This window comes from Tenacibaculum sp. FZY0031 (assembly GCF_036350695.1).
Taxonomy (GTDB): Bacteria; Bacteroidota; Bacteroidia; order Flavobacteriales; family Flavobacteriaceae; genus Polaribacter.
In genome coordinates, this window is sequence record NZ_JAZDVY010000002.1 from 315,770 (window position 1) to 340,809 (window position 25,040).

Consider the following 25,040-nt stretch of genomic DNA (forward strand, 5'->3'; position numbering starts at 1 on the left):
ACTTAACCTTTGTGCTGTATAAATAAGACTTCCTATAACTATTGAAACTATAAAATAATATGTAAGTATCTTATTCTGCACTTATCCTAACCCGCTGCTACCATGGCTATAAACCATGCGATTAAAGCACCAATGGCACTGACTAATAAATACGCTGAATACAAAACCCAACCAACGATACGATACAACCAGAATGAATGCTTTTTTAATCGTTCTGCCAAATTAGGGTTTGCTATGTCATCTTTCGCTTTTTTAAGTTCTTCTTCTTTATAAGCTATAACTTTTTGCTCTTGTCTTTTTTCAAAAGAAATCAATGTATTACAATTTTTACAGTAATCTCTATTCTTGTTAAAAATTCCGCAATTAGGACATTTAACATTTCTAGTAATTGCCATTTTCTTGTTCTTTAAAAACTGTTTTTGTTTTTCTTTTTATACGGGCGAATAATAAGCCTTGTTTCTCTATCAAAACGCACATAATTGTATACCCAATTCATAAATACAACTGCTTTATTTCTAAACCCGATAAGTGAAAACAAGTGCACAAACATCCAAATAAACCATGCAAAAACCCCTTGAAACTTCCATCTTGACAAATCTACTACTGCCTTATTTCTTCCAATAGTCGCCATAGAACCTTTATCGTTATACACGAATGCTTTTTGCTTTTTACCCTTTAGTTTTGCTAAAATATTTTTACCTAATAAGCGTCCTTGTTGAATAGCTGGTTGTGCCATCATTGGGTGTCCTCTTTCATAGTCTTTGGTTTCCATACGCGCTACATCTCCAATAGCATATATATTATCATATCCAATTACCTTGCTGTATTCATCTACTGCAAACCGATTAGCTCTTTCTATTACACATTCTTTATGTAAACCCGAAACAGTAGCTCCTTTTACACCTGCTGCCCAAATAACTGTCTGCGCTTTAAAATGATCTTCTCCATTTGTAGTAACAGTTTCTCCATCGTAATCTAACACCCGAAGATCTTTCCATACATCTACCCCAAGCTTTATTAAGAAGTCTTCTGCTTTTTCAGAAGCTTTATTACTCATTCCTTTTAACAACTCACCTGAGCTTTGAATAAGGTTTATTTTCATCTGTCGAATATCTAAATCTGGATAATCTTTTGGTAAAATACCTTTTTTCATTTCTGCTAAAGCGCCTGCAAGTTCAACTCCTGTAGGCCCCCCTCCTACAATAACGAAGTTCATCAATGCTCTTCGCTTCTCTAAATCGGTAACCAATAAAGCCTCTTCAAAGTTTTCTAAAACCAAACTGCGAATATTCAATGCTTGCGGAACTGATTTCATTTCCATAGCGTGTTTTTGAATATTGGTGTTTCCAAAGAAATTAGTTGTTGATCCGGTAGCGATAATCAACTCATCATACTCTAAGCTCCCTATTGTCGTTTCAATATAATTTTTCTCAGCATTGATTTGGGTAACTTTTGCCAACCTAAAGAAAAAGTTTTCTACATCGTTAAATCTTTTTCTTAAAGGAAACGCGATACTATCGGGCTCCAGCCCACCTGTAGCCACTTGATAGAGCAAAGGTTGAAAAGTGTGGTAATTGTGTTTATCTATTAAAACTACCTGTAATTCTTGGTTTTCTAAAGCCCTTGCCGCTGCCAATCCTGCAAATCCTCCCCCAATAATTAGTACTCGAGGAAAACTTGTTTGAGGTATGTTCATTATTTATTAGGATTTTATATCTAATTAGCAAATTTAACTAAAAGAGAAAGGAGTTAGTTAAAATTTATTTTTTAGTTTTACGCTCAGCCCCCGTTAATCAAATTAGGAACTGTTATGTTTAATTTTTTTAAGAAGAAAAAAGTAACGAGTTTAACTATAGTATGCGATACAGACATAATACACATTAATAGTAAACCTCTTACATTTCCCACTAATTATAGCACTTTGGTTGAAGTTTTAGGCCCACCTAGTAGGGAATTAAAAAAAAGTAATGACTATATTATTTGGGATACGCATGGTATTTTTTGCGGTTATACTGATAAAGATCATATTTTATCTATAAACATTTATCAGCACAAAAAAGATAGAAGTGAGTACAATACCAAAAAACAATTTAAAGGAAAGCTTGTTTTAAACAATGAAGAAATTACCAATAATGAGTTTGGCAAAATTCCACTTGGTAAGGTAGCGATTCACAGATTAGGTAGAGAAAGCGACATGCGCTTTGGTTTTAGTATTGGTATTAATAGAGACTACAAAGATTCATAATTCTAACTTTACTTGTTGTAACGTTTTGTTTGTTGTTATGAGTTTATTGATTATTTTTTTTCTTAACATATCAATATCCTCTTCATAATAGCGTGCCCACTTGTACTCTTTAAATAAAGTTTGAATTTGTTTTAAGCGCTGGTGTGCAAACTCTGAGGTCATTAAAAACCGATTGTATTCTATATTGTTTTGGGCTCTTTTTATACTTGCCTTACACTCTTTGTAATCAACTTCTAAATAAAAAACCTTATCTGTCGTGTTTAATGGATAAAAATCAGACCAATTTGCGTACCCTACATAATAATTTTGATTTTTATAATTTTCTATTCCCTGAATTTTCCATCGGCAATTGGCTACTCTACCCCAGTGATTTGAATAGCGAAAAACTCCTTCTTCTGTGTAGTAGTAATAGCTACCTGATTTACTTTGAAAATGCGCTTTCATCTCCTCAAAAAAATCGATGTTTTGCAATTCAAACTCACAATAGGTACTTCTGTAAAAATTAAATTTATGATACTTCATTTAAATTCCAAAAGCTGTTAATACAAGAGTTCTTCTTCCTCCATAGTTTCTGTGCTCGCCTAAATAAATTCCTTGCCAAGTTCCTACATTGAGCTTTCCTTGGGTTATCGGAATTTGTACTTGGCATCCTAACATAGAACTTTTAATATGTGCTGGCATATCATCTGCTCCTTCATAATCGTGTTTGTAGTACGGCATATTTTCAGGGATCATTTTGTTGATATGTGATTCGAAATCCATTCGAACGGTTGGATCAGCATTTTCATTAATCGTTAAACTTGCAGATGTGTGTTTAATAAATGCCTGAAACTGCCCTATTTTAATTTTATTAAGCTCTGGTAGCGCTTCTAATAAAATATTTGTAATTAAATGGTAACCTCTGTTAAATACTGGTAATTGAATTTCTTTTTGGTAAAATTGCATACCGCAAATCTAAAACACTTCTTTTATAATCTTTATAAATTCTTGTTTTTTTGTTTTAGAAATAGGTATTGTTGTTTGATTTTGCATCAACAAAAAATCTCCATCTTTTTTTATAAACTTCTCTAAATAATGGAGATTAATTAAGTAAGACCTGTGGCACCTGAAAAATAAGTTATTGCTTTGAAGTTGATTTTCGAAATATGATAACGGTTTACAAATAAGCTGCTTTTCTTTATTTGCCAAATGTACCTTTGTATACATACCATCTGCTTCTAAATACAAGATATCTTCATGAGACACAAAAATAATTTCTCCAGGAACTTCTAAAGCTATTTTATGTGACGATAAAGATTGAATTGCTTTTTTTAGCTCTGAAAATTGTGCTGAGACCTTTTTCTGCTCTATGTTTACTTTAGCCTTATTTATAGCTACTCGCAACTCTTCTCTATCAATAGGTTTTACCAAATAATCTATTGCCGATAACTTTAATGCTTCTAATGCGTATTGCTGGTAGGCTGTTGTAAAAATTAATTGAAATTCAATAGGCTCTGATATAAACTCTAAAATCTCCAACCCTGAATACTCTGGCATTTCAATATCTAAAAAAACAATGTCAGGAGTATGTTCATTTATTTCTTTTACTCCATTTAACAAGTTATCGGCTGTAATAACACTTTTTATTTCAGGAAAGAATTCTGTAAGCATCGTTTCCATTACACTACGTGCTTTTGCCTCATCATCAATTATTAATGCTTTCATTTTTAAATTCTTTTTATTTTTAGTGTCACTACCGTTCCTGTAGCCTTATTATTTTCATCAACTTTATCTGTAAACTCTACTGAAATATCAAACAGCTTTTCTTTCTTATACAGTGAAACTCGTTCTTGGGTGGCATTCACTGCAAAAGACTTATGTCCTTGTCTTTTCTTATTAATTTCAAATGATTTTTTTCTTCCAATACCATCATCCTCTATAGTTACAATTAACAAATTAACAGTCTCTTTTTTAATTGTTATCCATAGGTTTCCTTGTTTTTTTTTATGAACGAGTCCATGCTTTATGGCATTTTCTACAAACGGTTGTAAAAACAACGGTGGAACTTCAAATTGCTCTTTATTTACATTCTTATCTACGAAGAAATGAACTTTAAATTTATTCTCAAATCGCAGTTGCTCTAATGCTATATAAATTTCAAGTGAACTGAGTTCTTCTTTTAGCGATATTACATTAACCCTACTATGATTTAAATACATTCTAATTAAACGGGAAAATTTAACCAGGTAATCACTCGCTAAATATTTTTCGTTCTTCATTACATAATCTTGAATTGCGCCTAATGAATTAAAAATGAAATGAGGGTTCATTTGTGAGCGTAAGTTCTCTAATCGTAACTTACTTATTCTACTAGCTAAAATCACTTTTTCTAATTCTCGCTCTCCTTCTTTCTCTTTCCACTGTAACTTAATTCGGTAATACATTACGACCCCTAAAACTGATGTAAAAAATACAGTTACGATGAACCACCAATGCTCCCAAAAAGGTTTTTGAACAATAATTTTAACACCATTACTTTCTTTCCCAATACTTCCATCTAAGCTTTTGGTTCTAAGTAAAAACTCATATTTTCCAGATGGAATTCCAATATACCTAACAACATCGTCATTCAATTCTGATGTTTGCCATTCGGTATTGAAACCTAAAAGCTTGTATTGAAAAACATTTTTACTACTAGCTTTAAATCCGTTTGCATTAAAATTGAATGTAATATCATTGGTTTTATAAGGTAGCTCATACTTTGTTTTTATTTCTTGTTCGTTACCTCCTATTTTAACATTACTTATATAAGCCAATGGAACTGTTTTAGAGTGCGTTAAATTTGGAATAGATACATCTACTTTACATAAAAAATTGTTTCCAGCTACCCATAAATGATTATTTTGAACAACTGGTTGTTTAAACTTAATGGCACTTTTATCAGTTAAATTGATTGTTTTTATCAATTTTTTATCTGTATCATATCGCTGTATCCCTTTTTCAGTAACAATCCATAGAAAATTATCCTTTCCAAAAATTCCTTTTATTTGGGATTGCAACAATCCTGTTGAATACGTAATACTGTCGGTAACTTTTCCAGCTGCTAATCCTAAGATTTTATCTCTTGTAGTTGCCCATATGTTACCATTAACAGTTTGAGTATATTCAGAAAAAATAATGGGCTTGTTTTGATAACTTACAGGAATGGTTTGTAGTTTTGTATTATAAACTACCGTTCCGTCAATATAAGTTACGTAAATAAGTTTATTTTTAGAATCGTAATGAGTGCTAATAGGTCTTTTATTCTCTAAAACTATATGCTCTTTATTTTTTGATAAATTGGTATAAATAATAGCATGTCGATACGATAAACACACTAGAGAATCTTTACTTATTTGAGCAAAACCTTTAGCAGTTGTAAACTGACTACCTACATTTGTATTTTTTTTACTCTTCAAGTTATAAATATAACTACTCGTACCATTGGTACTTACGTATGCTCTATTGAGTATTTCATCATACTTAATTCTATTTACGGGGCGTTGATTCGATAAACTCGTTACCGTATACTTGTTATTTTGTGTATTGTAATCTATTAAATTTCCATTTTGTGTACCTAGCAACAAATGATTTTCAGCTATCGCTTCTATTGAAATAATATCTTCTTTTATTTCTAAAAAACTCTTCTTTGTTATCCCTAAACTCGGCACTACAAAAACACCATTCTGAAGCGTTGTTAACCAATAATTATTTTCATTATCTTTTAAAACATCGGTGATGTGGTAATCTTTAAAAATTTGTTCGGTATCATTAACTTTTGTCTTTTCTAAAGTTCTATAAATTCCTTTTGACGTTAACAGCCAGTTTTCTTGAAACTTCTTGGTATTGTATACTTGAGCTTTTTGAAAATTCTGGGGAAGTTTTATCGTACTAATTTTTCGGGTATGTATGTTAATTGATATCGTTTTGAAAACATCTTTTTCTAATTGAATTACCACCTCATCAAACCACTGAAACATTTGAAAATTCCCTTTATCTAAAGAAAGTTTTTCTTTATCCCATTTTATTTTTTTGAAAACAGGCACACCATTTTCTTCATAAACATGAGTTATGTTATTTGTTTCTTTTAAGTTGTAGTAAAAAAAGCCATTTTCAGATTTTGCTATTTTAGAAACCTCTGCATGTAAGTCTTTTTTAACCGATCCATTTTTTTTATCTATCTGATAACTTTTCCTTTGAGATATAAAGAAAACATCGTTTTTCATAACTATCAAATGGGCAAAAGTTCCTTTTAGCTCATTAGAAAAGTCTTTGAACAACCGTAACTCTTTACCTACAACTTTATAGATATGTCCTGAAATGGTAGAGCACCAAATTTGTCCCTCGTCATCAATCTGTAAATTGAATATACTTTTCGTAGTGGCAATCGTATTTTTTAACTTTACAAACTTTTTTCCATTATAGTAAAACAATCCTTGCTCTGCTCCGACCCAAACTAAATTGTTTTTGTCTTGAATAATATTAAAATTAGCTAAAGAGACCAAACCATCATCTGAGGTAAATTGTGTATAAAAAGGTTCTTGAGAAAAAACATTCTCAAAGAGAAGAAATACAAAAACAAGTATGTAAATAGTTTTTTTCACAAGTTTACTACTACTATAAAAAGGTGGCTCTGCAATAATACGCAAAAACGCCCCCTTTATTTATAACTATTTTTAGTTTAAAGTTCATTAATTAATCCCTATAATAATAAATTTATATCCATTGAATGATTTTTCAATACTAACGGTTTTTAACCAATAAAATTTACCTCTAAAAAATAATGGCAGCAGTAAAAATTTATGAACTGTATGTGTGTGTTTCTTTTTAAGTCTTCTTTTTTTAACATAAAATTTCATCATGCAAAACAATTTAATCTAGCATAAAAATTCTGCTTCTCTAACAACGTTATCGTCACTATCTAAACACCTTATACACCTCATTAATAAAGATAACACTATGTTTATTGTATTTTGAATATTCATCTATAATTCTTTTTTTAATCTTCTGTATACAGTCCACTATATGCTCCTTCAAACACAACACCATCTAGTCTTTTGTATGCATATTTTAATTGAATGTTATCGGCAGTTAGTTCAATAACTTTAACATATCCCTCAACAGCTCTTTTACTGTCAACATTAGTTGACCTTAAAAGTTGAAAACCATTTACTGCACCTAAATAATAATGAGACTCAGGCATTTCAATATAGTAATCTGCGTCCATTGAAATATCAACTTGTTTAATTCCTTCAAATTCCATTTTGGCGCCAGAGCCTGCTGGTAGTTGAGCTGATTGATCTTTTGTTAATGAATGTAATCCTATTGCAATATCACCATGAAGATTATAGCTTATATTTACTTGCTGAATTCCATATTCATCCTGCCCAAAATTCATAGTATTATTATAAATTTCTTGTGCTGGGGCTTGCTCTTCTTTAGAGCAAGAAGTAAATCCTACTACCAATAAGAGTACTAACATTAATAATTTATTTCTTGTTTTCATTTTATATATTTTGTTAAACCTGTTGTATGCCTTGAAAAAACGCTATCAATTCCAACGAGTTGTACTATTTAAGTGAGTGCAATTTGCATCAAGGATAAAAGCTTTTGTATTAATTTAATTCTCGATACAATTTTTCTTCTTTACAACAAGAAAAAATCACTCAAATGCACAATAGGGAGTTTATTTTATGTCACATTTACAATAAGCTCCATAAGGAGCACCTCCTGTTCGGCTTATGCCGTTAAAATAAGCTTCACCGTAGTTTCCTCCTCCTCTGTAATCTCTTCGTAAAATAAACTGTTGCAGCATACACTGTCCGTCAGAATTTTTCTGAACAACAGCTCCTACTGCCCATTGGTACAAAGGAATTCCTGATACTTTGTGCTTTACTATTGACCATCTATTCGAAGTAACATATTGCTTTAAGTTCTTCATACTGGTTTTGCTGTAATAAGCAGTTAAACCTTTGGTAGCAATTCCTATCAAGCTACTGTTTAAATTCCCTTTAGCTGGCATTTTTACTTTAGCTAATGCATCTCTTTCCGAATCGTTACGTAATTCTTCAAAAAGGCTAAAAGTTGTTTGTTCAGTTAATTGAACGTTTTTGTAATACTTTTTAATCTTTTCAGGATCTTTTGCAGCAATTACAAACTGCTTTGGTTGTGCATTGTTCATCCACTTATGACCTTCATTGTCGTTTTTATGATATACTTCAGCACCAATTAATAATACACCTGGCTCTAATAAAAGTACATTTGCATTAGTCCATTCAGGTCCTCCTCCCATACCAAATTGAAATTGAATATTTCCTTTATCCGCAGATTTTCTATAATGTTCTGGCACTACACCATATCTTTTTTGTTCTGGAGAAAAAAACGCGTTTAATTGGTATGTTACGGGATTATATTCTATAGAAAATCCTTCATAAATATCTCCCGGGTTACTATCGAAGTGACTTGATGGATTTCTAACAAAGTATTGTGATAAATGGTAGTACCCAGATAATTCCATTTTATCGGAAAAACCACCATTATAAGCAGGTATTTTTTTAAACTTTGTTCTGTTTAATACGTAAATTTGATTGTCTTTAAACTTATTCTCTTCACTACTTTCTATGGGTGAAGGAATTTCACTCACTACCTTTCCCTTACTTTTTTCTTTAGCTAACAAAGCCTCTTTTTCTGCTGCTTGTTTTTGTTGATATTCTTTGTACTTTTTAAAATAAAAATCTTGCTTTTCTTTATCATTGGGGTACTTTTTAGCTAACTCTTTTTTAAACTCTTCATCAGAATACTCATTAGCATTAGACGTTGAACTGGTATTTGAACTTGTAGTCGACTCTTCTATTGCTGAAGAAGCTTTCTCTTCAACTTTTTTAGTTATTTTTTGCTTCGCTTTCTTCAACATGCTACCAAACTGAGCATTTGCCGTTTGGTGAAACAAAAAACTAGCGAAGAATAAACAAAGTAATGTTGTATATTTTTTCATCTCTATTATTGTTTTGCTATTAAAAAGCCACCTGCTTTTACACAGGTAACTTTCTTGAATTACTATTTAAAGGGACTATTTTTTTATTGACATGCGGTTGTACTCCAACTAGCACCAACAGGTTTAGTCCATTGATGTGCTGGCGTATTTGGTGGATATAGAGGATCAAACCCAGCGTCGTGCTGTATACATGGTAAATTAGGATTTCCATCTGCAACCATGTAAAGAAAATTTACATTGTTACCATTTGCAACATTTAAACTAGTAAGGCTGTTATTTCTAGCATGTAAACTATTAACTTTTGAGTTAGCAGAAATATCTATACTTGTTAACTTGTTATTGTAAACAACCAAAGTTCTTAAATCTGGATACATAGCAACATCTAACGAACTAATTTGATTGTGCTCTAAGTATAAAGTTTTTAAACTATTTGCAGTTGTTGGCAACAATAAGGTTGAAATATTATTATCACCACATTGAAAGTTACCTAAATTGGAGTGGTTTGTTAAATCGATTGAGCTTATATTATTCTGCTGAATTAATATTGTTTGCAAAGCAGTATTAGATGAAAGATCTAATGAAGTTAAGTTATTATTTTTTAACGATAATCTTACAATAACTGTGTTTTGGCTCAAATCTATACTCGTTAAAGCGTTGTTCATTGCATGAAATTCTGAAATATTTACAAAAGCCTCTAAACCTGTTACATCAGCTATATTAAGTCCATCAACACGAATAACACCTGTGTAAGCTTGTGCTTCTGAATCCTGAATTTCAGAATCACCATTAGTATTAATAGCGTTATTAGTAACTAAAGCCGTTTTAAAATTAGCATCTGGTATATTTACAATATTACCTGTTACGACTTGTAAACCCTTACCAGTAATAACAATAGCATATCTTGGTTTTGTAGGGTCATTACTTTCTACAAGTATCGTTGCATATTTTTGTCCTTCAGACTGTGGTGTAAAACGTACTGTTACCACATAAGAGCTATTAGGTGCGATAGATTGAGGTGCAGATACATTAACAAAAGTAAAATCAGCAGCATTAGCTCCACTCACACTAATATTGCCTACTTCTAAATTTCCTTGACCATTATTTTGAACTTCAAAAGTTAAATCATTTCCAGAGTTTCCTACTGTTACATCACCAAAATCCAACCCTGTTTCGCTAAAAGCAATGGCTGGTTGCGCTGGTGCTGTTCCTGTTCCATTCATTCCTAAAAACACATCATCGTTATTAGAGTTATTAAAAAGTCTAATAGACCCTGAGGCAAACCCATCTGAACTTGGGCTAAACTTAACTTCAAAAGTATATGTACTTCCAGAAGCAATAGTCCTTACTAAGGAACTTGTTCCTCCAACTACCGAAAAAGATGACGATGTACTGCCTCCTACTATATTCACATTTGTGATTTCCAAGTCAGCATTTCCTGTATTACTAATGGTTATATTCTTTGATACTTCTTGTCCAACTTCAACAGTACCAAAGGCTATTGGTGACTCACTAAACGTCATTACTGGTGCTGCTACTGCTGTACCTTTACCAGCTAACGCTATAACTTTTACACCAACATTTGTTGTTACTTCTAAACTAGCTGTTTTATCCCCTTCTGTTGTTGGAGCAAATATTACCGAAACCGTTTTTGTTCCTCCTACAGCTAAGGTTTCTACGGTTGCTGTAGTTGAAAAATCAGCAGCATTTGTTCCTTTTACCTCAAAAGCAGTAATTTCTAAATCGGCATCTCCATTATTTGTTATGGTGAATGTAGCATCATTTGTTTGCATAATTTCTACATCTCCAAACGATAAGGTTGTTACACTCAAGTCAACAGTTGGCAGTGGTTTTGGCACTGCAACACCTGTTACTGTTACTTCTTTTTTACCAATGTTAGTCACAACTTCTAAAACAGCTTCTTTATTTCCTGTTGTTAAAGGAGCAAAAGTAATTTCAAAGCTGTAAGTCTCTTCTTTTCTAATTACTTTAGGTACTGCACTTGTAGAAAAATCTGCTGCATTGGCTCCTTTTATAACAAATTCATCAATTTCTAAATCTGCTCCCCCTTCATTTGTTACTTCAAATGAATAACTTACAGATTGTTCCACTTCCACTGTTCCGAAGTCTTTTTCTATCTCATCAATAGAAAATACTGCTGGAATAATTTCTTCATCTTTATCACAACCTGTGATACTTGCAAGTACAAAAAGTATTGCGCCTGCATACATGGTAACTTTTTTTCTCATGTGTTATGTTTTTCTAATTTTTATTTTTTGCACTTCTATAAAAGTGCTTTTCCTTATTTGTGGGTAAAAGTATAGGCGGAGTAACAAATACACTGAAAAACTTGCTGAAAGGGTTTTATTATTTTCTGAAACGTTTCTTTTTCTTTCTAAAAGAAATCATACAACCTTGTTAAAAGTAAAAAAGCTCGCCAATAGGCGAGCTTTTAATAATTTAAATATCTAAGAAATTACTTCACTTCTTCAAAGTCAACATCTTCTACATTATCTCCACTTTCTGATGAAGCACCTGCATCTGCACCACCCTGCGCACCAGCTCCGTTTGCTTGTGCATCTTGTTGCGCTTTGTACATTTCTTCAGAAGCAACTTTCCATGCTTCATTAATCTTTTCCATGGCAGCATCAATAGCTGCAAGGTCTTTAGATTCATGAGCTTTCTTTAATTCTTCTAAAGCAGCTTCAATAGGTTCTTTTTTATCTGCTGATAACTTATCTCCAAACTCTTTTAATTGCTTTTCTGTTTGGAAAATCATAGAGTCAGCTCCATTAACTTTGTCTGCAGTTTCTTTAGCTTGCTTATCTGCTTCAGCATTTGCTTCAGCATCAGCTTTCATCTTTTCGATTTCTTCATCTGTTAATCCAGAAGAAGCTTCAATACGGATGTTTTGTGATTTTCCTGTTGCTTTATCAGCTGCAGATACATTGATGATTCCATTTGCATCGATATCAAAAGTTACTTCAATTTGAGGAACTCCTCTTGGTGCTGGTGGAATATCCGTTAATTGAAAACGACCAATTGTTTTATTATCTGCTGCCATCGCTCTTTCACCTTGTAATACGTGAATATCTACCGATGGTTGGTTATCTACTGCTGTAGAGAATACTTGCGACTTTTTGGTTGGAATGGTTGTATTTGCATCGATTAATTTTGTAAATACATTACCCATAGTTTCAATTCCTAATGATAATGGTGTTACGTCTAATAATAATACGTCTTTTACATCACCTGTTAACACTCCTCCTTGAATTGCCGCTCCTAAAGATACAACCTCATCTGGGTTTACTCCTTTACTAGGTGCTTTACCAAAGAACTTTTCTACTGCTTCTTGAATTGCAGGAATACGAGTTGAACCTCCTACTAAGATAATTTCATCAATATCAGAAGTTGATAAATCCGCATTTTTTAACGCTGTTTGACAAGGCTCGATTGTTCTTTTTACTAAATCGTCGATTAATTGCTCAAACTTAGCTCTACTTAATGTTCTTACCAAGTGTTTTGGACCACTAGCTGTAGCAGTAATGTATGGTAAGTTAATTTCTGTAGACGTTGTACTTGACAATTCAATCTTTGCTTTTTCTGCAGCCTCTTTTAAACGTTGTAATGCCATAGGATCTTTACGTAAATCCATATTCTCTTCAGCATTGAATTCTTCTGCTAACCAGTTAATGATTTTTTCATCTACATCATCCCCTCCTAAATGTGTATCTCCATCAGTAGCTAATACTTCAAATACTCCATCTCCTAATTCTAAGATAGAAACATCGTGTGTACCTCCACCAAAGTCAAATACTACGATTTTCTTATCATCATTTGCTTTATCTAATCCATAAGCTAAGGCAGCTGCTGTAGGCTCGTTAATGATACGACGAACTTTTAACCCAGCAATTTCACCTGCTTCTTTAGTTGCCTGACGTTGAGCATCGTTAAAATATGCTGGTACTGTAATTACCGCTTCAGAAACTCCCTGACCTAAGTAGTCTTCAGCAGTTTTCTTCATTTTCTGTAATATCATTGCAGAAATTTCTTGAGGCGTATACATACGATCATCAATTTTAACTCTTGGTGTATCGTTATCTCCTTTTACTACCTCATAAGGAACTCTATCTGCCTCTTTTTGAGACTCAGAATATTTATTCCCCATAAAACGTTTAATAGAATAAACTGTTTTAGTTGGGTTTGTTACTGCTTGACGCTTTGCAGGATCTCCTACTTTACGCTCACCTCCTTCAACAAATGCAACTATAGAAGGGGTTGTTCTTTTTCCTTCTGCATTTGGAATTACTACTGGCTCATTACCTTCCATTACAGAAACACATGAGTTCGTAGTACCTAAATCTATACCTATAATTTTACTCATAATCTTTATTTATCTTTTTTAAAAGTTTTAAATTCAATTTTACGAGTAGTATTAGTCAAAGTGTATGCCATTGGTTTTTTACTTATATTTTGACAGAAAAAGGTATCAATTAGCGTATTTTTTATGACAGAGTGTCATTAATTGGTGTTGTTTACATAAGATTTGTACACCATTATTATGTTTGCAAATGTATTTTGTAATGCTTTATTAGTTTCTTCCTCGGCTTTAAACTCGGCTTTAGTAATACCTTCTTCTAATTGAGGAGTTAAACTTCCCTCATAATTAGAAAACATTAAATACCAATGTGTTTCTTTCAAACGATATTCGTTTTGCTGCATAAATAAATGATAGGTAATAAGGAGTTCTCTACTAATAATAAGTTTTTCAATGCCACATTCTTCCTCTACTTCTCTTATGGCTGCTTCCATCAAGTTTTCTCCTTCCTCAACACGTCCTTTGGGCAAATCCCATTTATTTCCTCTATAAATAAACAGCACTTTTTTACTTTCGTTTAAAACCAATCCTCCAGCAGCAGTTATTATTTTAAACTTAATTTTAAAGTCTTTCCAATCTTCCATTAAATTATTAGAATAGATGTAAACACCGTTTAACTTACCTACTTTTAACTTGTAAATAAGTTCTTTAATAATTGTATTTTTGTAGATATAAACTGAAAAATCTTCTTCATTTTTAAGTGAAGTTGTAAAGATTATTGGTTTATCATTAACAAAAACTTTATACATTTGCGCTATGGATTTTAACAAAGATACAGCAAAAAAAACTGCCGAGCTTCTTTTGCAAATTAAGGCTATAAAATTAAGTCCCCAAGCACCTTTCACATGGGCTTCTGGTTGGAAGTCACCTATTTACTGTGATAACAGAATCACGTTGTCGTACCCTCCTGTTAGAAATTTTTTAAAACAAGAGATTGCCAAACTAGTAGAAGAAAAACATGGCAAACCTGATGTTATAGCAGGGGTTGCTACTGGTGCTATTGCAATTGGTATACTCGTTGCGCAAGAGCTAGGAGTGCCTTTTATATATGTTAGACCCGAACCTAAAAAGCACGGTCGACAAAACCAAATTGAAGGACATATAGAAAGTGGTCAAAATGTTGTAGTAATTGAGGATTTAATTAGTACTGGAAAAAGTAGTTTAAATGCTGTAAAAGCATTGAAAGAAGCACATGCCAATGTAAAAGGAATGATTGCTATTTTTTCTTATGGATTTAACATAGCCACAGAGAATTTTAAAAATGACAAAGTAGAACTAACTACTTTAAGTAATTATGAACATTTGTTAGAGCAAGCTCTAGATAGTAAATATATTACTAGCGAGGAACTTCGAACTTTAGAGGATTGGAGAATTGCCCCTAGTGAGTGGAACCAAAACGATAAATAACAGCACAATAATGAATATAGAAGGAAATACCGTTACTGTAAAAAAATCATCTAAAGATTTATTTGAATTTCTAACCAAGTTAGAAAACTTTGAACAACTAATGCCTGAAAACACGCAAAAATTTGAGGTTGATGGTGATAGCTTTATTTTTGGTCTAAAAGGGATGCCAGAAATTCGGTTAATCATGAAAGAAAAAACTGAATATTCTAATGTTACCTTAGGCGCTGCAAGTAGTAAATTACCTTTTACATTAGCTGCTGACATAACTGAAGTTAATGATCATGAAAGTCAAGCTACTTTAAAATTCGACGGTGAATTTAACGCTATGATGGCAATGATGGTTAAAGCCCCATTAACAAAGTTTATCGGTACGTTAACTGAAAATTTAGAAAAGTTATAAAGTAGCAAACGAAACTTCTTTTAAGCCAAATTCTTGAATAGTTTCATCTGCTAATTCTATTTGGAGGTTTCCATTTTTAGATACTCCTATAATTTTACCCATAAATAAAATGTTCTGACCTTTTTTAAACATTGTTGGAACATTTTTTTTGTACAAATACTTTAAGTAAGCTTCTTCTAATAATTCATATTCTTTTTTTTCTAAAAGCGTAAAATAATCTTCTAGCTTCTTCAAAGTACTTTCTAACAATATATCCAAATCAAATTCTTTTCCTAAGATATTTTTTACAGAAGAAGCATTCGGTAAGTTTTTAGAAAATGAGTCTTGGTTTACATTTATTCCAACTCCTATTACTGACGACACTATTTTACTACCTTTTAATGTATTTTCAATTAATATGCCTCCCAGCTTTTTATTTCCTGACAGAATGTCGTTAGGCCATTTTATTGCCAAATTTGGTAAACCTAGTTCTTTTAAAACTTCAAAAACACTTAACGAAACACTAAAGTTTAAATACTTATGTTTTTCAACATCTAAGTCTGTAAACCTAGAAAACACACTAAAAGTGAGATTTTTTCCTTCTTCAACAACCCATTCAGAATTCATTTGCCCCCTACCTTTAGTTTGGGTTTTAGCAACTACAACTGTAAAATCATCAGCTACCACTTTTGACACCATATTCTTCAAAAAGGTGTTGGTAGAGTCGATGGCATTAAGTTTGATTATTTTCATATGCATTTAGCGTGTAAAACAAGTATCAATATTACATAAATTACTCGCAAAAAAATAATAACTTTGCTAAAACTTAATTTTTTTTAATGACAATAAAACAAACAAACACAGACGATCTTTTAGCTGTGATTATTAAAGGGATTGATGATGTAAAAGGAGAGGATATCCAATTACTAGATTTAAGAGAGATAGAAAATACTGTTTGTGATTATTTTGTAGTTTGTTCTGCTAATTCGAACACACAAGTTAACGCCATTTCAGGCTCTGTACAAAAAATAGTAAGTAAAGAACTTAAAGACAAACCTTGGCATGTGGAAGGGCAAGGAAACTCTGAATGGGTTCTTATGGATTACGTAAATGTTGTTGTACATATCTTTCAAAAACAAGTTCGTGAATTTTACGACATTGAAAGTCTTTGGGGAGATGCAAAAATTACAGAAATCAACCCTGCATAATTGCTAACATTTTATACACCTTTTTATGAGTGATAATAAAAAAAACGCGCCAAAATTTAGTTTCAATTCATTTTGGCTATACATACCAATAATTGTAATTTTACTAGGATTAAGCTTTTTTAATTCTGGTAACTTAGGTTCTCGTAATATTACAAAAAACGAGTTTACTGAAATTCTTCAAGCAAACGATATTAAAGAAATCGTTGTAGAAAACAACAATGTTGCTCAAATATTTTTAAAGCCTGAGGCTGAGAAAAAAGAGCAACATAAAAAATTAGCAGATTCTCCATTTTACAGAAAGGGATCTCCTCTTTACACCTATAACTTTGGTGATTTACAAAATTTTGAAAATGAAATCAACAAGGAAAAAGAAGAAAAGAACCTAGACTTTGACAAAGTAAATGTAGAAAGAACTAGTATGATGGATACCATCATTAGCTTTCTACCTTTTATTTTATTAATTGTTATTTGGCTTTTCTTCATGAGAAGAATGTCTGGAGCTGCTGGAGGTGGTGGTGCTGGAGGTCAAATTTTTAACATTGGTAAATCTAAAGCCAAGCTTTTTGACGAAAACACTAAGGTTAAAACGACCTTTAAAAATGTAGCTGGTTTAGAAGGCGCTAAAGAAGAAGTACAAGAAATTGTTGACTTCTTAAAAAGTCCAGAAAAATACACCAAATTAGGAGGTAAAATACCTAAAGGAGCTTTATTAGTAGGGCCTCCTGGAACAGGAAAAACTTTATTAGCAAAAGCTGTTGCTGGTGAAGCTGGGGTACCTTTCTTCTCTTTATCTGGTTCTGATTTTGTTGAAATGTTTGTTGGAGTTGGTGCTTCTCGTGTACGTGACTTGTTTAAACAAGCTCAACAAAAATCTCCTTCTATCATTTTTATTGATGAAATTGATGCTATTGGACGTGCTAGAGGTAAGAACAGTATGACTGGTGGTAATGATGAACGTGAAAACACATTAAACCAATTATTAACAGAAATGGATGGTTTTGGTACTGATACCAATGTTATTGTGTTAGCAGCAACGAACCGTGCAGACGTGTTAGATAAAGCTTTAATGCGTGCTGGACGTTTTGACCGTCAAATTTATGTTGATTTACCAGATTTACACGAACGTCGAGAAATTTTTGAAGTTCACATCAAGCCGTTAAAATTAGCTGCAAATGCCGATTTAGAATTCTTAGCACAACAAACACCTGGTTTCTCTGGTGCTGATATTGCTAACCTATGTAATGAAGCTGCTTTAATTGCTGCTAGAAAGGGTAAAGAAGCTATTGAGCATCAAGATTTCTTAGACGCTGTTGATAGAATTGTAGGCGGGTTAGAGAAGAAAAACAAGGTAATAACGCCTAAAGAAAAGAAAGTAATTGCTTTTCATGAAGCGGGTCACGCAACTGTTAGTTGGATGTTAGAACACGCTGCTCCGTTAGTAAAAGTAACAATTGTACCTCGCGGTCAATCTTTAGGAGCTGCTTGGTATCTTCCTGAAGAAAGAAAAATTGTTCAAACAGAACAAATGCTTGATGAAATGTGTGCTACCATGGGAGGTAGGGCTGCTGAAAAATTAATTTTCAATAAAATTTCAACAGGAGCGTTAAGTGATTTAGAAAAAGTTACTAAACAAGCGCGAGCTATGGTAACTGTTTATGGTTTGAATGACAAAGTAGGTAACGTTACCTATTACGATTCTTCTGGTAATGATGCCTTTGTGAAACCTTATAGTGATGCCACTGCTAAAAAGATTGATGAAGAAATTTCTGAAATAATAGAAACTCAATACAAAAGGGCTATTGAAATACTTGACAAGAACAGGGATAAATTAACAGAACTTGCTGATTTATTACTGGAAAAAGAAGTTATCTTTAAAGATGATTTAATAAAAATCTTTGGAGACAGACCATTTGGAAAGGAAGAAAAGCCTGAAATTACAACAGAAGAATAGTTTTTATTTAAATGAATTTTTTTAAAAAATTATTTAAAACATATCAAGAATCATCTAAAGAAAAAAAAGTCAACGAACAAGAAGTTCATTTGTCTTTAGATGATTCTTTTGTGCATCATTTTATTAATAAAGGAGGAAAATTTTTATACTCTACATCAATAAACGAAGTAAGCAATCATTTAAAAAACATCTTGCAAGAAAACAATTGGCATACAATTACTTGTACGGATTATGATTTATTAAAAATTACTGAAAAAATTGATATTTCTGTACAAAACCATTCCTCTGATTCTGTCCCTTTTTTTACTTCTTGTGAACATTTGATTGCCGACAAAGGAGAAATTTTATTTTCTTCTAATCAGTTAGGCAGTCATAAACTAGCCTCTCTCTCTAAACATTTTATTGTATATGCTACGACGAGTCAGCTAGTAAAAAATACAGGAGAAGGATTAACGGGTATTAAAACACATTTTAGCGGTAACATACCAACCAACATTAGTTCTATTAAGAATTATACGTTTGAAGTTGAAGATGATAATTTTTTGAGTTATGGTAATAATAACACAAAAGATTTATATTTGCTGCTCTTTGAAGACCTTTAAAATATGTCTAACCTTTTTGTAAGAAGTCTTTCTGCACTCGTTTATGCTGTCCTTTTTATTGCTGCTATTCTTTTTTCAGCAGAAACATATATAGGACTGCTTTCACTATTTGCCATTGTTTGTATTTGGGAACTTTCTAAAATTATACAAATAAAAAGCCTTGTTCCATATATTCTTTTAGCATGTGTTGCTTATCTGGCTTTTTTTAATACTTCTTTTACGTATGTTGATTACTTATTTGGTGTTACTATGGTTGGATCGATTACTTTGTTGTTTTTACTTATAAACTCCAAACCAATTAAAACAGACACCCTGGCTCAAAAACTACTTTTGCAAGCTGTGTATTTAGTATTTCCTTTTTACTTTTTAATGGATCTTCCTTTTATTAACCATACTTATTATCCAAACATAATTGTTTACATAATTTTTATCATTTGGACCAATGATAGTTTTGCTTTTTTAGTAGGGAAAAACTTCGGAAGACGAAAATTATTCGAAAAGGTATCTCCTAAAAAAACAATTGAAGGCTTTATAGGTGGTTTATTATTTTCAATAATCGCAGGGTTTATAATAGGTCAATACTCTGGAATTTTCTCTATTTTAGATTGGATAATCATTGCTATTATCGTAGCTGTTTTTGGTTCTTTAGGAGATTTGGTAGAATCTAAACTTAAAAGACAAGCTAATGTAAAAGATAGTGGTACAATTATGCCAGGTCATGGAGGTTTATTAGATAGACTAGATAGCTTGTTTTTCCTTGCACCCTTCGTATATTTGTACATACATTACATAATGTAAACTATCTATATAAATACCTATCCCACCCATGGAAGATGAGTTAGATTCAAAGTTTCAAGAAGCTTATAAAATAGCATCCGATTTAGAGGAAAAACTTCCTGCAGATGTTATGCTACGTTTATATGCTTACTATAAACAAGCTGTTAAGGGTGATAGATTTACATTTAATGACAATAGTGATTTACGAAATGCCTTTAAATTTAATGCTTGGATGCAACTTAGAGGTATGAGTGAACGAAAAGCAAAAAAAGAATACATTAAATTAGTAAATTCAATCATAAAATAAACCTCATGAAAAAAATCGTTTATTCTTTAGTTATCTGTTTTACAGTTTTTCAAATGACATCTTGTAAATCAGAAGCCAAAAAAGAAACAGAGACCACAAAGGAAGAAATTAAAACAGAAAAAAAGGCTGCATTTGTATTGCAAGATGCTGACAACCTAATAAACTGGACCGCTTATAAAACGACTGAAAAGGTTCCTGTAAATGGGCAATTTCAAAAAGTAAACATTACTGCTGGTGGTGAAGCTGACACAGCTAAAGACGCTATTAACAATGCCGAGTTTTCTATTCCTGTAAGTAGTATTTTTACAAAAGATACTAGTAGAGATTTTAAAATTAAAAAGTTTTTCTTCGGAGTAATGGATAACACTGAATTACTTTCTGGTAAATTAGTGTTGGAAAATGATTCTATTGGTCATGCCAACTTAACCATGAATGGAGTAACTAAAAAGCTTCCTTTTAAATATACTTTAAACGGAAAAGAATTCAGTTTAAATGCTACGATGAAGATTACCGACTGGCAAGCTGAAAATGCTTTAGACTCTTTAAACACTGCTTGTAAAGATTTACATAAAGGTGCAGATGGTGTTTCTAAAACATGGGATGAAGTAGCTTTAAACATTACTTCTGTTTTTAAATAAAAACAGACCAACACATATTTTTAAAAGCCTCAGAAATTACTCTGAGGCTTTTATTTTTAATGTACTTCAAACATCCATTTTTTTACAGGCTTGTAAGCAACAATGACCAGCAAGCCTATAATTGCTGAAATAACACCTAAATTGGCATACACAGAAACATACGAGTACAATTGATGAAAAACTTCTGATTGTTCCATAACAGTTTTTGATGACAAACCAGTGAACAATTCTGTTACCTTTCCAAAAAAACCTTTTGAAAACACCCCTAAACTACCATTAACAACAGTGGTTAACTTAGCTATTTTTCCCGCAAAAAAATGTCCATAAAAATTAGCCGAAAACCATACCCCCATTATAAAAGCAATATATTTTACAGGTGATAACTCTGTCATTTTAGACAATCCTATTGGAGATAAAAACAACTCTCCTGTAGTTAGTATAAAATATCCCAGAATTAAATACACCATTGGAGTTTTTGCTAAATCATCTACCTGATAACCTGACAAGCCAAAAGTTATAAAACCTACCCCCAAAAACAACAAACCCAATCCAAATTTTATAACTGAGTTCGGGTTTTTATGTGTCCTGTGTAAATACCCCCATAGCATTGAAAATGGAATTGCCATTAGAATTATAAAAGTTGAATTGACACTATTGGTTTGAGCTGCATTTAAACCTATTAGGTTTACATTCCTATCAGCAAACAAAGTCAATGAACTACCTGCCTGTTCAAAAATTGCTGCAAACAAAGTATATAAAACTGTAAAAAAAATAGCTACAGAAAGTTTTTTGCGCTCTTTTGAAGTCACAGATCGTAGTATTTTTACTAAATACAATAGCAGCAATAGCGAAACAATCCAAACTAAGTAATGCTCAAACTCATGATAATAAACGATCAATGCAAATACTGGAACAGACAAAAGCGCTCCTATTGTAACCAAATTCCCCCTTTTTATCCCAAATTGTTTTTCCTCAAACAATTCTTGATTTGGAACTAAACCTTTATTTTCAAAAACGTTTCTTTTAAGACCTCCTTTGAAAACAATCAATCCTAACAACATACCAATTCCTGCCAAAACAAATCCGTAGTGCCAACCATATAATTCTGCCAACCATGCACATAATAGTGGAGCAACTGCTCCTCCTATATTTATCCCCATATAAAAAATAGTAAATCCAGCATCTCTTCTACTATCTCCTTCTGTATACAGTTTACCTACAAATGATGATATATTTGGTTTAAAAAAACCATTTCCAACAATAATTAAGGATAATGATCCATAAAAAAATACTGGATGTTCAAAAGTTAAAAAGAAATGTCCTAGTGCCATTAATACTCCTCCTAAAACAATTGCTTTTCTAAATCCTAAAATTTTGTCAGCTAGCATTCCTCCAATCATTGGAGTTACATATACTAACGACATATATGCTGCGTACACTCCGAATGACATTTCATCAGAAAATAATAAATGCTTGGTCATGTACAATACCAATAATGCTCGCATTCCATAAAAGGAAAAACGCTCCCATAATTCAGCAAAAAATAAATACAGTAATCCTCTTGGATGTCCTAAAACATCTGTTCTTGAATTCATATGTTTAATAATTTTTAAGTTTTCACGAATATATTTTTCAACTAAAAAAAACAGAAGACATGTAGTAAATTGTAGTAAAAAATAAGCTTTTGTAATTTTTTGTAACCCTATTAATGAGAAAAATTAACATCTTATTAATAACTAAAAACGCTTTAATAATAGTTTTACTATTATATTTGCGCTGTTAATTTTTATTTATGAGAAATTTACTATCAAACATAAAAATAGAAATCCCTTCTGGTATTTATATTAAAGATCCTGAGACCTCAGATTTGGGTAAAAGAATAATAGAAAACAGCATCCTATTAATTGAAGAAATTGGTTTTGAAAACTTTAATTTTAAAAAGCTAGGTAAAGTAATAGGTTCTAACGAAAGTTCTATTTATCGTTATTTTGAAAGTAAGCATAAACTCTTGGTTTACCTAACATCTTGGTACTGGGGATGGATTCAATACTTATTGGTAATTGAAACTTATAGCATTAGCAACCCAAAGGAGAAGTTAATTAAAGCTGTTGAAGTTCTTGCTAGAAAAGCTGAGCAGGACAATAATTTTATGCATATTAATGAAGCCTTACTTAACTTAATTGTCATTAATGAGAACTCAAAATCATACTCAACAAAAGAAGTTGATATAGAAAATAAAGAAGGTTTTTTTAAATTGTACAAAGAAGTGGTAAAACGTTTTGCTGAAATAATTAGTAATTACAATAACTCGTATAAGCACCCACTTACACTTGCTAGCACTATTATTGAAGGTATTTTACACCAGCAATTTATAAAACTACATTTTAAATCACTTACTAACTGTGATGAAAACACCACTACTACCTCCTTTTTTATCGAACTAATTTTAAATGTACTTTCCAATGAAGAAGAAAAATAAGCTCACACCATGGCAGCGATTTCTAGGTTTAATTAACCTAGAAAAAAAAGACACGTTACAAATTGCATATTACGCTATTTTTGAGGGGGTTGTTGCTCTATCATTACCTTTAGGAGTACAAGCCATTATCAACTTACTACAAGCGGCACAGGTTTCTGCTTCCTGGATTGTATTAGTTATATTAGTAACTGCTGGTGTTGCTTTTAGTGGCCTATTAAAGCTCATGCAATTTAGAATTATTGAAACCATTCAACAACGAATTTTTACCAGAGCATCTATAGAGCTTAGCTATCGCTTTCCAAAAATTAAAATGATAGAACTACGAAATTATTATCCACCAGAACTTGCCAATCGTTTTTTTGATACATTAACCATTCAAAAAGGTATTTCAAAAATATTGATAGATGCCCCTTCTGCTCTGTTACAAATTATTTTTGCGTTATTACTCCTGTCATTTTACCATCCATTTTTTATCATTTTCGGATTGTTAGTTTTACTATTAATCTATGTTGTTTTTAAGTACACCGCAGAAAAAGGGTTAGAAACGAGTTTAAAAGAGTCTAAAAACAAATATAAAGTAGCTCACTGGTTACAAGAAGTTGCAAGAACCATTATAAGTTTTAAATTATCTGGAAAAACAAAACTAGCACTTGAAAAAAGTGATCTTCTGGTAGATGATTATCTAAAGTCTAGAGAGAGTCACTTTAAAGTACTCGTCATGCAGTATATTCAAATGATTAGTTTTAAAGTAATTATTACTGCTGGCTTATTACTTATCGGTGGTTTTTTAGTGCTCACCCAACAAATGAATATTGGCCAATTTGTCGCTGCTGAAATTATTATCATCCTAATTATGAATTCTGTAGAAAAATTGATTTTAGGGCTTGAATCTTTTTACGATGTACTAACCTCTATAGAAAAACTAGGAGAGGTTATCGACAAACCTATAGAGCTACAAAAAGGCAGCAGTATTAATAGAGATAAACCATTTAAAATTGAACTTCAAAATGTTTCCTATCTTGTGAACAACAGACCAAATCCCGTAATTAACAATGTTTCGCTTGAAATTAATCCTACTGATAGAATTTTACTTCAAGGAAGTAGTAATTCTGGAAAGTCTAGTTTAATTCAATTAATTTCTGGTTTAATCGAGCCAACCTCAGGGCATATTTTTGTAAACGATTTATCTCTAAAAAGTATTTTTATCAACAATTATAGAGCAAACTTAGGTTTGTCTCTCTCTGAAGAAACCCCTTTTAAAGGAACCATTAGAGAAAACATAACTTTTGGAGACAGTACTATAACTGATGAAGAAATATATACTATTTTTAAAATTACTGGATTAACAGAATTTCTAAAACAACAACCAAAAGGTTTGGACACTTATTTAAAACCTGAAGGAAAGCTCATTGCCTATACAGTGGCCAAAAAAATTATTCTTTCTAGAGCAATAATCAAGAAACCTAAATTATTAATTTTAGAAGATCCTCTTGATCAATTTGAAAAAAACGAAGCTGAGAAGATTATTGATTTCATTACAGACACTTCTCAACCATGGAGTTTAATTATTGTAAGCCGTAATGAACATTGGAAAGAGAAGTGTAACAAACAAATTACCCTTAAAAAAGGTAGTCTAACTAACTTTAAATCGTAGGTAAGC

At 31.9% G+C, this 25,040-nt stretch carries 25 protein-coding genes; 11 read left to right on the forward strand and 14 right to left on the reverse strand.

All coding sequences use genetic code 11. From position 1 onward, the window contains the following. Window positions 1–86 precede the first annotated feature (86 nt). Both V1T75_RS03865 and V1T75_RS03870 read right to left on the reverse strand, forming a co-directional pair. Window positions 87–395: a hypothetical protein gene (locus V1T75_RS03865; RefSeq protein WP_330487248.1), complete on the reverse strand. Its 309-nt coding sequence runs from the start codon at window positions 393–395 to the stop codon at window positions 87–89. An 11-nt stretch (window positions 396–406) separates the two neighbouring features. Then, a complete protein-coding gene (locus V1T75_RS03870) occupies window positions 407–1,696 on the reverse strand; it encodes an NAD(P)/FAD-dependent oxidoreductase (RefSeq protein ID WP_330487249.1) in 1,290 nt (429 codons plus the stop codon). Window positions 1,697–1,810: 114 nt separating this feature from the next. Here V1T75_RS03870 and V1T75_RS03875 point away from each other — a divergent pair, with 114 nt between their 5' ends. Next, window positions 1,811–2,245, forward strand: a complete 435-nt coding sequence (locus V1T75_RS03875) for a DUF7738 domain-containing protein (RefSeq protein WP_330487250.1) — start codon at window positions 1,811–1,813, stop codon at window positions 2,243–2,245. On the opposite strand, the gene V1T75_RS03880 is transcribed toward V1T75_RS03875, so the two are convergent. From V1T75_RS03880 to V1T75_RS03925, 10 genes are all read right to left on the reverse strand, one after another. Then, the gene (locus V1T75_RS03880) at window positions 2,240–2,767 is read right to left on the reverse strand and encodes a hypothetical protein (RefSeq protein ID WP_330487251.1); all 528 of its coding nucleotides are present in this window, start codon (window positions 2,765–2,767) and stop codon (window positions 2,240–2,242) included. The two genes, V1T75_RS03875 and V1T75_RS03880, sit on opposite strands and share 6 nt — an antisense overlap. Further along, window positions 2,768–3,190 carry a secondary thiamine-phosphate synthase enzyme YjbQ gene (locus V1T75_RS03885; protein ID WP_330487252.1) on the reverse strand — a complete coding sequence of 141 codons (423 nt, stop codon included), beginning with the start codon at window positions 3,188–3,190 and terminating at the stop codon, window positions 2,768–2,770. A gap of 9 nt (window positions 3,191–3,199) precedes the next feature. Next, on the reverse strand, window positions 3,200–3,949 hold the full coding sequence (locus V1T75_RS03890; RefSeq protein WP_330487253.1) for a LytR/AlgR family response regulator transcription factor: 750 nt from the start codon (window positions 3,947–3,949) through the stop codon (window positions 3,200–3,202). A 2-nt stretch (window positions 3,950–3,951) separates the two neighbouring features. Beyond that, complete coding sequence (locus V1T75_RS03895) at window positions 3,952–6,867, reverse strand: sensor histidine kinase (RefSeq protein ID WP_330487254.1); 2,916 nt, start codon at window positions 6,865–6,867, stop codon at window positions 3,952–3,954. Window positions 6,868–6,954: 87 nt separating this feature from the next. Beyond that, window positions 6,955–7,125 (reverse strand): hypothetical protein, encoded by a 171-nt coding sequence (locus tag V1T75_RS03900; protein WP_330487255.1) that lies wholly within the window; start codon window positions 7,123–7,125, stop codon window positions 6,955–6,957. 137 nt (window positions 7,126–7,262) lie between these two features. Beyond that, the gene (locus tag V1T75_RS03905) at window positions 7,263–7,769 is read right to left on the reverse strand and encodes a hypothetical protein (protein ID WP_330487256.1); all 507 of its coding nucleotides are present in this window, start codon (window positions 7,767–7,769) and stop codon (window positions 7,263–7,265) included. 180 nt (window positions 7,770–7,949) lie between these two features. Further along, a complete protein-coding gene (locus V1T75_RS03910; protein ID WP_330487257.1) occupies window positions 7,950–9,257 on the reverse strand; it encodes a hypothetical protein in 1,308 nt (435 codons plus the stop codon). Window positions 9,258–9,340: 83 nt separating this feature from the next. After that, entirely contained in the window at window positions 9,341–11,503 is a 2,163-nt protein-coding gene (locus tag V1T75_RS03915) for a choice-of-anchor D domain-containing protein (RefSeq protein ID WP_330487258.1), read from the reverse strand. A gap of 227 nt (window positions 11,504–11,730) precedes the next feature. Then, on the reverse strand, window positions 11,731–13,638 hold the full coding sequence (gene dnaK / locus V1T75_RS03920) for a molecular chaperone DnaK (protein WP_330487259.1): 1,908 nt from the start codon (window positions 13,636–13,638) through the stop codon (window positions 11,731–11,733). Between the two features lie 137 nt (window positions 13,639–13,775). Next, window positions 13,776–14,381: an NUDIX hydrolase gene (locus V1T75_RS03925; protein ID WP_330487260.1), complete on the reverse strand. Its 606-nt coding sequence runs from the start codon at window positions 14,379–14,381 to the stop codon at window positions 13,776–13,778. Window positions 14,382–14,388: 7 nt separating this feature from the next. Here V1T75_RS03925 and pyrE point away from each other — a divergent pair, with 7 nt between their 5' ends. Together pyrE and V1T75_RS03935 are read left to right on the forward strand one after the other, a co-directional pair. Beyond that, window positions 14,389–15,039: an orotate phosphoribosyltransferase gene (gene pyrE, locus V1T75_RS03930; protein WP_330487261.1), complete on the forward strand. Its 651-nt coding sequence runs from the start codon at window positions 14,389–14,391 to the stop codon at window positions 15,037–15,039. A gap of 10 nt (window positions 15,040–15,049) precedes the next feature. After that, window positions 15,050–15,439, forward strand: a complete 390-nt coding sequence (locus V1T75_RS03935) for an SRPBCC family protein (RefSeq protein ID WP_330487262.1) — start codon at window positions 15,050–15,052, stop codon at window positions 15,437–15,439. Here V1T75_RS03935 and V1T75_RS03940 read toward each other — a convergent pair. Further along, complete coding sequence (locus V1T75_RS03940) at window positions 15,434–16,171, reverse strand: biotin--[acetyl-CoA-carboxylase] ligase (protein WP_330487263.1); 738 nt, start codon at window positions 16,169–16,171, stop codon at window positions 15,434–15,436. The two genes, V1T75_RS03935 and V1T75_RS03940, sit on opposite strands and share 6 nt — an antisense overlap. Window positions 16,172–16,257: 86 nt before the next feature. Here V1T75_RS03940 and rsfS point away from each other — a divergent pair, with 86 nt between their 5' ends. The 6 genes from rsfS to V1T75_RS03970 are packed head-to-tail and all read left to right on the forward strand — an operon-like array spanning window position 16,258 to window position 20,901. Further along, window positions 16,258–16,626 (forward strand): ribosome silencing factor, encoded by a 369-nt coding sequence (gene rsfS / locus V1T75_RS03945; RefSeq protein ID WP_125068011.1) that lies wholly within the window; start codon window positions 16,258–16,260, stop codon window positions 16,624–16,626. Between the two features lie 25 nt (window positions 16,627–16,651). Next, on the forward strand, window positions 16,652–18,577 hold the full coding sequence (ftsH, locus tag V1T75_RS03950; protein WP_330487264.1) for an ATP-dependent zinc metalloprotease FtsH: 1,926 nt from the start codon (window positions 16,652–16,654) through the stop codon (window positions 18,575–18,577). Between the two features lie 11 nt (window positions 18,578–18,588). Next, window positions 18,589–19,179, forward strand: a complete 591-nt coding sequence (locus tag V1T75_RS03955) for an LUD domain-containing protein (RefSeq protein ID WP_330487265.1) — start codon at window positions 18,589–18,591, stop codon at window positions 19,177–19,179. A 3-nt stretch (window positions 19,180–19,182) separates the two neighbouring features. Beyond that, window positions 19,183–19,977, forward strand: a complete 795-nt coding sequence (locus V1T75_RS03960; RefSeq protein ID WP_330487266.1) for a phosphatidate cytidylyltransferase — start codon at window positions 19,183–19,185, stop codon at window positions 19,975–19,977. A gap of 28 nt (window positions 19,978–20,005) precedes the next feature. Continuing rightward, the gene (locus tag V1T75_RS03965) at window positions 20,006–20,263 is read left to right on the forward strand and encodes an acyl-CoA-binding protein (RefSeq protein ID WP_330487267.1); all 258 of its coding nucleotides are present in this window, start codon (window positions 20,006–20,008) and stop codon (window positions 20,261–20,263) included. Between the two features lie 5 nt (window positions 20,264–20,268). Continuing rightward, window positions 20,269–20,901 (forward strand): YceI family protein, encoded by a 633-nt coding sequence (locus V1T75_RS03970; protein WP_330487268.1) that lies wholly within the window; start codon window positions 20,269–20,271, stop codon window positions 20,899–20,901. A gap of 56 nt (window positions 20,902–20,957) precedes the next feature. On the opposite strand, the gene V1T75_RS03975 is transcribed toward V1T75_RS03970, so the two are convergent. Beyond that, a complete protein-coding gene (locus V1T75_RS03975; protein WP_330487269.1) occupies window positions 20,958–22,496 on the reverse strand; it encodes a peptide MFS transporter in 1,539 nt (512 codons plus the stop codon). Between the two features lie 197 nt (window positions 22,497–22,693). On the opposite strand from V1T75_RS03975, the gene V1T75_RS03980 reads away from it, so the two are divergent. Then, a complete protein-coding gene (locus V1T75_RS03980) occupies window positions 22,694–23,380 on the forward strand; it encodes a TetR/AcrR family transcriptional regulator (RefSeq protein WP_330487270.1) in 687 nt (228 codons plus the stop codon). After that, window positions 23,364–25,034 carry a peptidase domain-containing ABC transporter gene (locus tag V1T75_RS03985; RefSeq protein ID WP_330487271.1) on the forward strand — a complete coding sequence of 557 codons (1,671 nt, stop codon included), beginning with the start codon at window positions 23,364–23,366 and terminating at the stop codon, window positions 25,032–25,034. Before V1T75_RS03980 ends, V1T75_RS03985 begins: the two co-directional genes overlap by 17 nt. The last annotated feature ends 6 nt before the right edge of the window (window positions 25,035–25,040 follow it).

What these genes read in the sequence shown, in the direction of transcription:
- V1T75_RS03880 (WP_330487251.1), bottom strand. Translation starts at nt 2,767, where the DNA reads ATGAAGTATCATAAATTTAATTTTTACAGAAGTACCTATTGTGAGTTT.
- V1T75_RS03885 (WP_330487252.1), bottom strand. Translation starts at nt 3,190, where the DNA reads ATGCAATTTTACCAAAAAGAAATTCAATTACCAGTATTTAACAGAGGT.
- V1T75_RS03875 (WP_330487250.1), top strand. Translation starts at nt 1,811, where the DNA reads ATGTTTAATTTTTTTAAGAAGAAAAAAGTAACGAGTTTAACTATAGTA.
- V1T75_RS03900 (WP_330487255.1), bottom strand. Translation starts at nt 7,125, where the DNA reads ATGATGAAATTTTATGTTAAAAAAAGAAGACTTAAAAAGAAACACACA.
- V1T75_RS03975 (WP_330487269.1), bottom strand. Translation starts at nt 22,496, where the DNA reads ATGAATTCAAGAACAGATGTTTTAGGACATCCAAGAGGATTACTGTAT.
- V1T75_RS03905 (WP_330487256.1), bottom strand. Translation starts at nt 7,769, where the DNA reads ATGAAAACAAGAAATAAATTATTAATGTTAGTACTCTTATTGGTAGTA.
- V1T75_RS03985 (WP_330487271.1), top strand. Translation starts at nt 23,364, where the DNA reads ATGAAGAAGAAAAATAAGCTCACACCATGGCAGCGATTTCTAGGTTTA.
- V1T75_RS03940 (WP_330487263.1), bottom strand. Translation starts at nt 16,171, where the DNA reads ATGAAAATAATCAAACTTAATGCCATCGACTCTACCAACACCTTTTTG.
- V1T75_RS03955 (WP_330487265.1), top strand. Translation starts at nt 18,589, where the DNA reads ATGAATTTTTTTAAAAAATTATTTAAAACATATCAAGAATCATCTAAA.
- V1T75_RS03870 (WP_330487249.1), bottom strand. Translation starts at nt 1,696, where the DNA reads ATGAACATACCTCAAACAAGTTTTCCTCGAGTACTAATTATTGGGGGA.
- V1T75_RS03935 (WP_330487262.1), top strand. Translation starts at nt 15,050, where the DNA reads ATGAATATAGAAGGAAATACCGTTACTGTAAAAAAATCATCTAAAGAT.
- ftsH (WP_330487264.1), top strand. Translation starts at nt 16,652, where the DNA reads ATGAGTGATAATAAAAAAAACGCGCCAAAATTTAGTTTCAATTCATTT.
- V1T75_RS03865 (WP_330487248.1), bottom strand. Translation starts at nt 395, where the DNA reads ATGGCAATTACTAGAAATGTTAAATGTCCTAATTGCGGAATTTTTAAC.
- V1T75_RS03965 (WP_330487267.1), top strand. Translation starts at nt 20,006, where the DNA reads ATGGAAGATGAGTTAGATTCAAAGTTTCAAGAAGCTTATAAAATAGCA.
- V1T75_RS03925 (WP_330487260.1), bottom strand. Translation starts at nt 14,381, where the DNA reads ATGTATAAAGTTTTTGTTAATGATAAACCAATAATCTTTACAACTTCA.
- V1T75_RS03980 (WP_330487270.1), top strand. Translation starts at nt 22,694, where the DNA reads ATGAGAAATTTACTATCAAACATAAAAATAGAAATCCCTTCTGGTATT.
- V1T75_RS03960 (WP_330487266.1), top strand. Translation starts at nt 19,183, where the DNA reads ATGTCTAACCTTTTTGTAAGAAGTCTTTCTGCACTCGTTTATGCTGTC.
- V1T75_RS03915 (WP_330487258.1), bottom strand. Translation starts at nt 11,503, where the DNA reads ATGAGAAAAAAAGTTACCATGTATGCAGGCGCAATACTTTTTGTACTT.
- V1T75_RS03970 (WP_330487268.1), top strand. Translation starts at nt 20,269, where the DNA reads ATGAAAAAAATCGTTTATTCTTTAGTTATCTGTTTTACAGTTTTTCAA.
- pyrE (WP_330487261.1), top strand. Translation starts at nt 14,389, where the DNA reads ATGGATTTTAACAAAGATACAGCAAAAAAAACTGCCGAGCTTCTTTTG.
- rsfS (WP_125068011.1), top strand. Translation starts at nt 16,258, where the DNA reads ATGACAATAAAACAAACAAACACAGACGATCTTTTAGCTGTGATTATT.
- V1T75_RS03910 (WP_330487257.1), bottom strand. Translation starts at nt 9,257, where the DNA reads ATGAAAAAATATACAACATTACTTTGTTTATTCTTCGCTAGTTTTTTG.
- dnaK (WP_330487259.1), bottom strand. Translation starts at nt 13,638, where the DNA reads ATGAGTAAAATTATAGGTATAGATTTAGGTACTACGAACTCATGTGTT.
- V1T75_RS03890 (WP_330487253.1), bottom strand. Translation starts at nt 3,949, where the DNA reads ATGAAAGCATTAATAATTGATGATGAGGCAAAAGCACGTAGTGTAATG.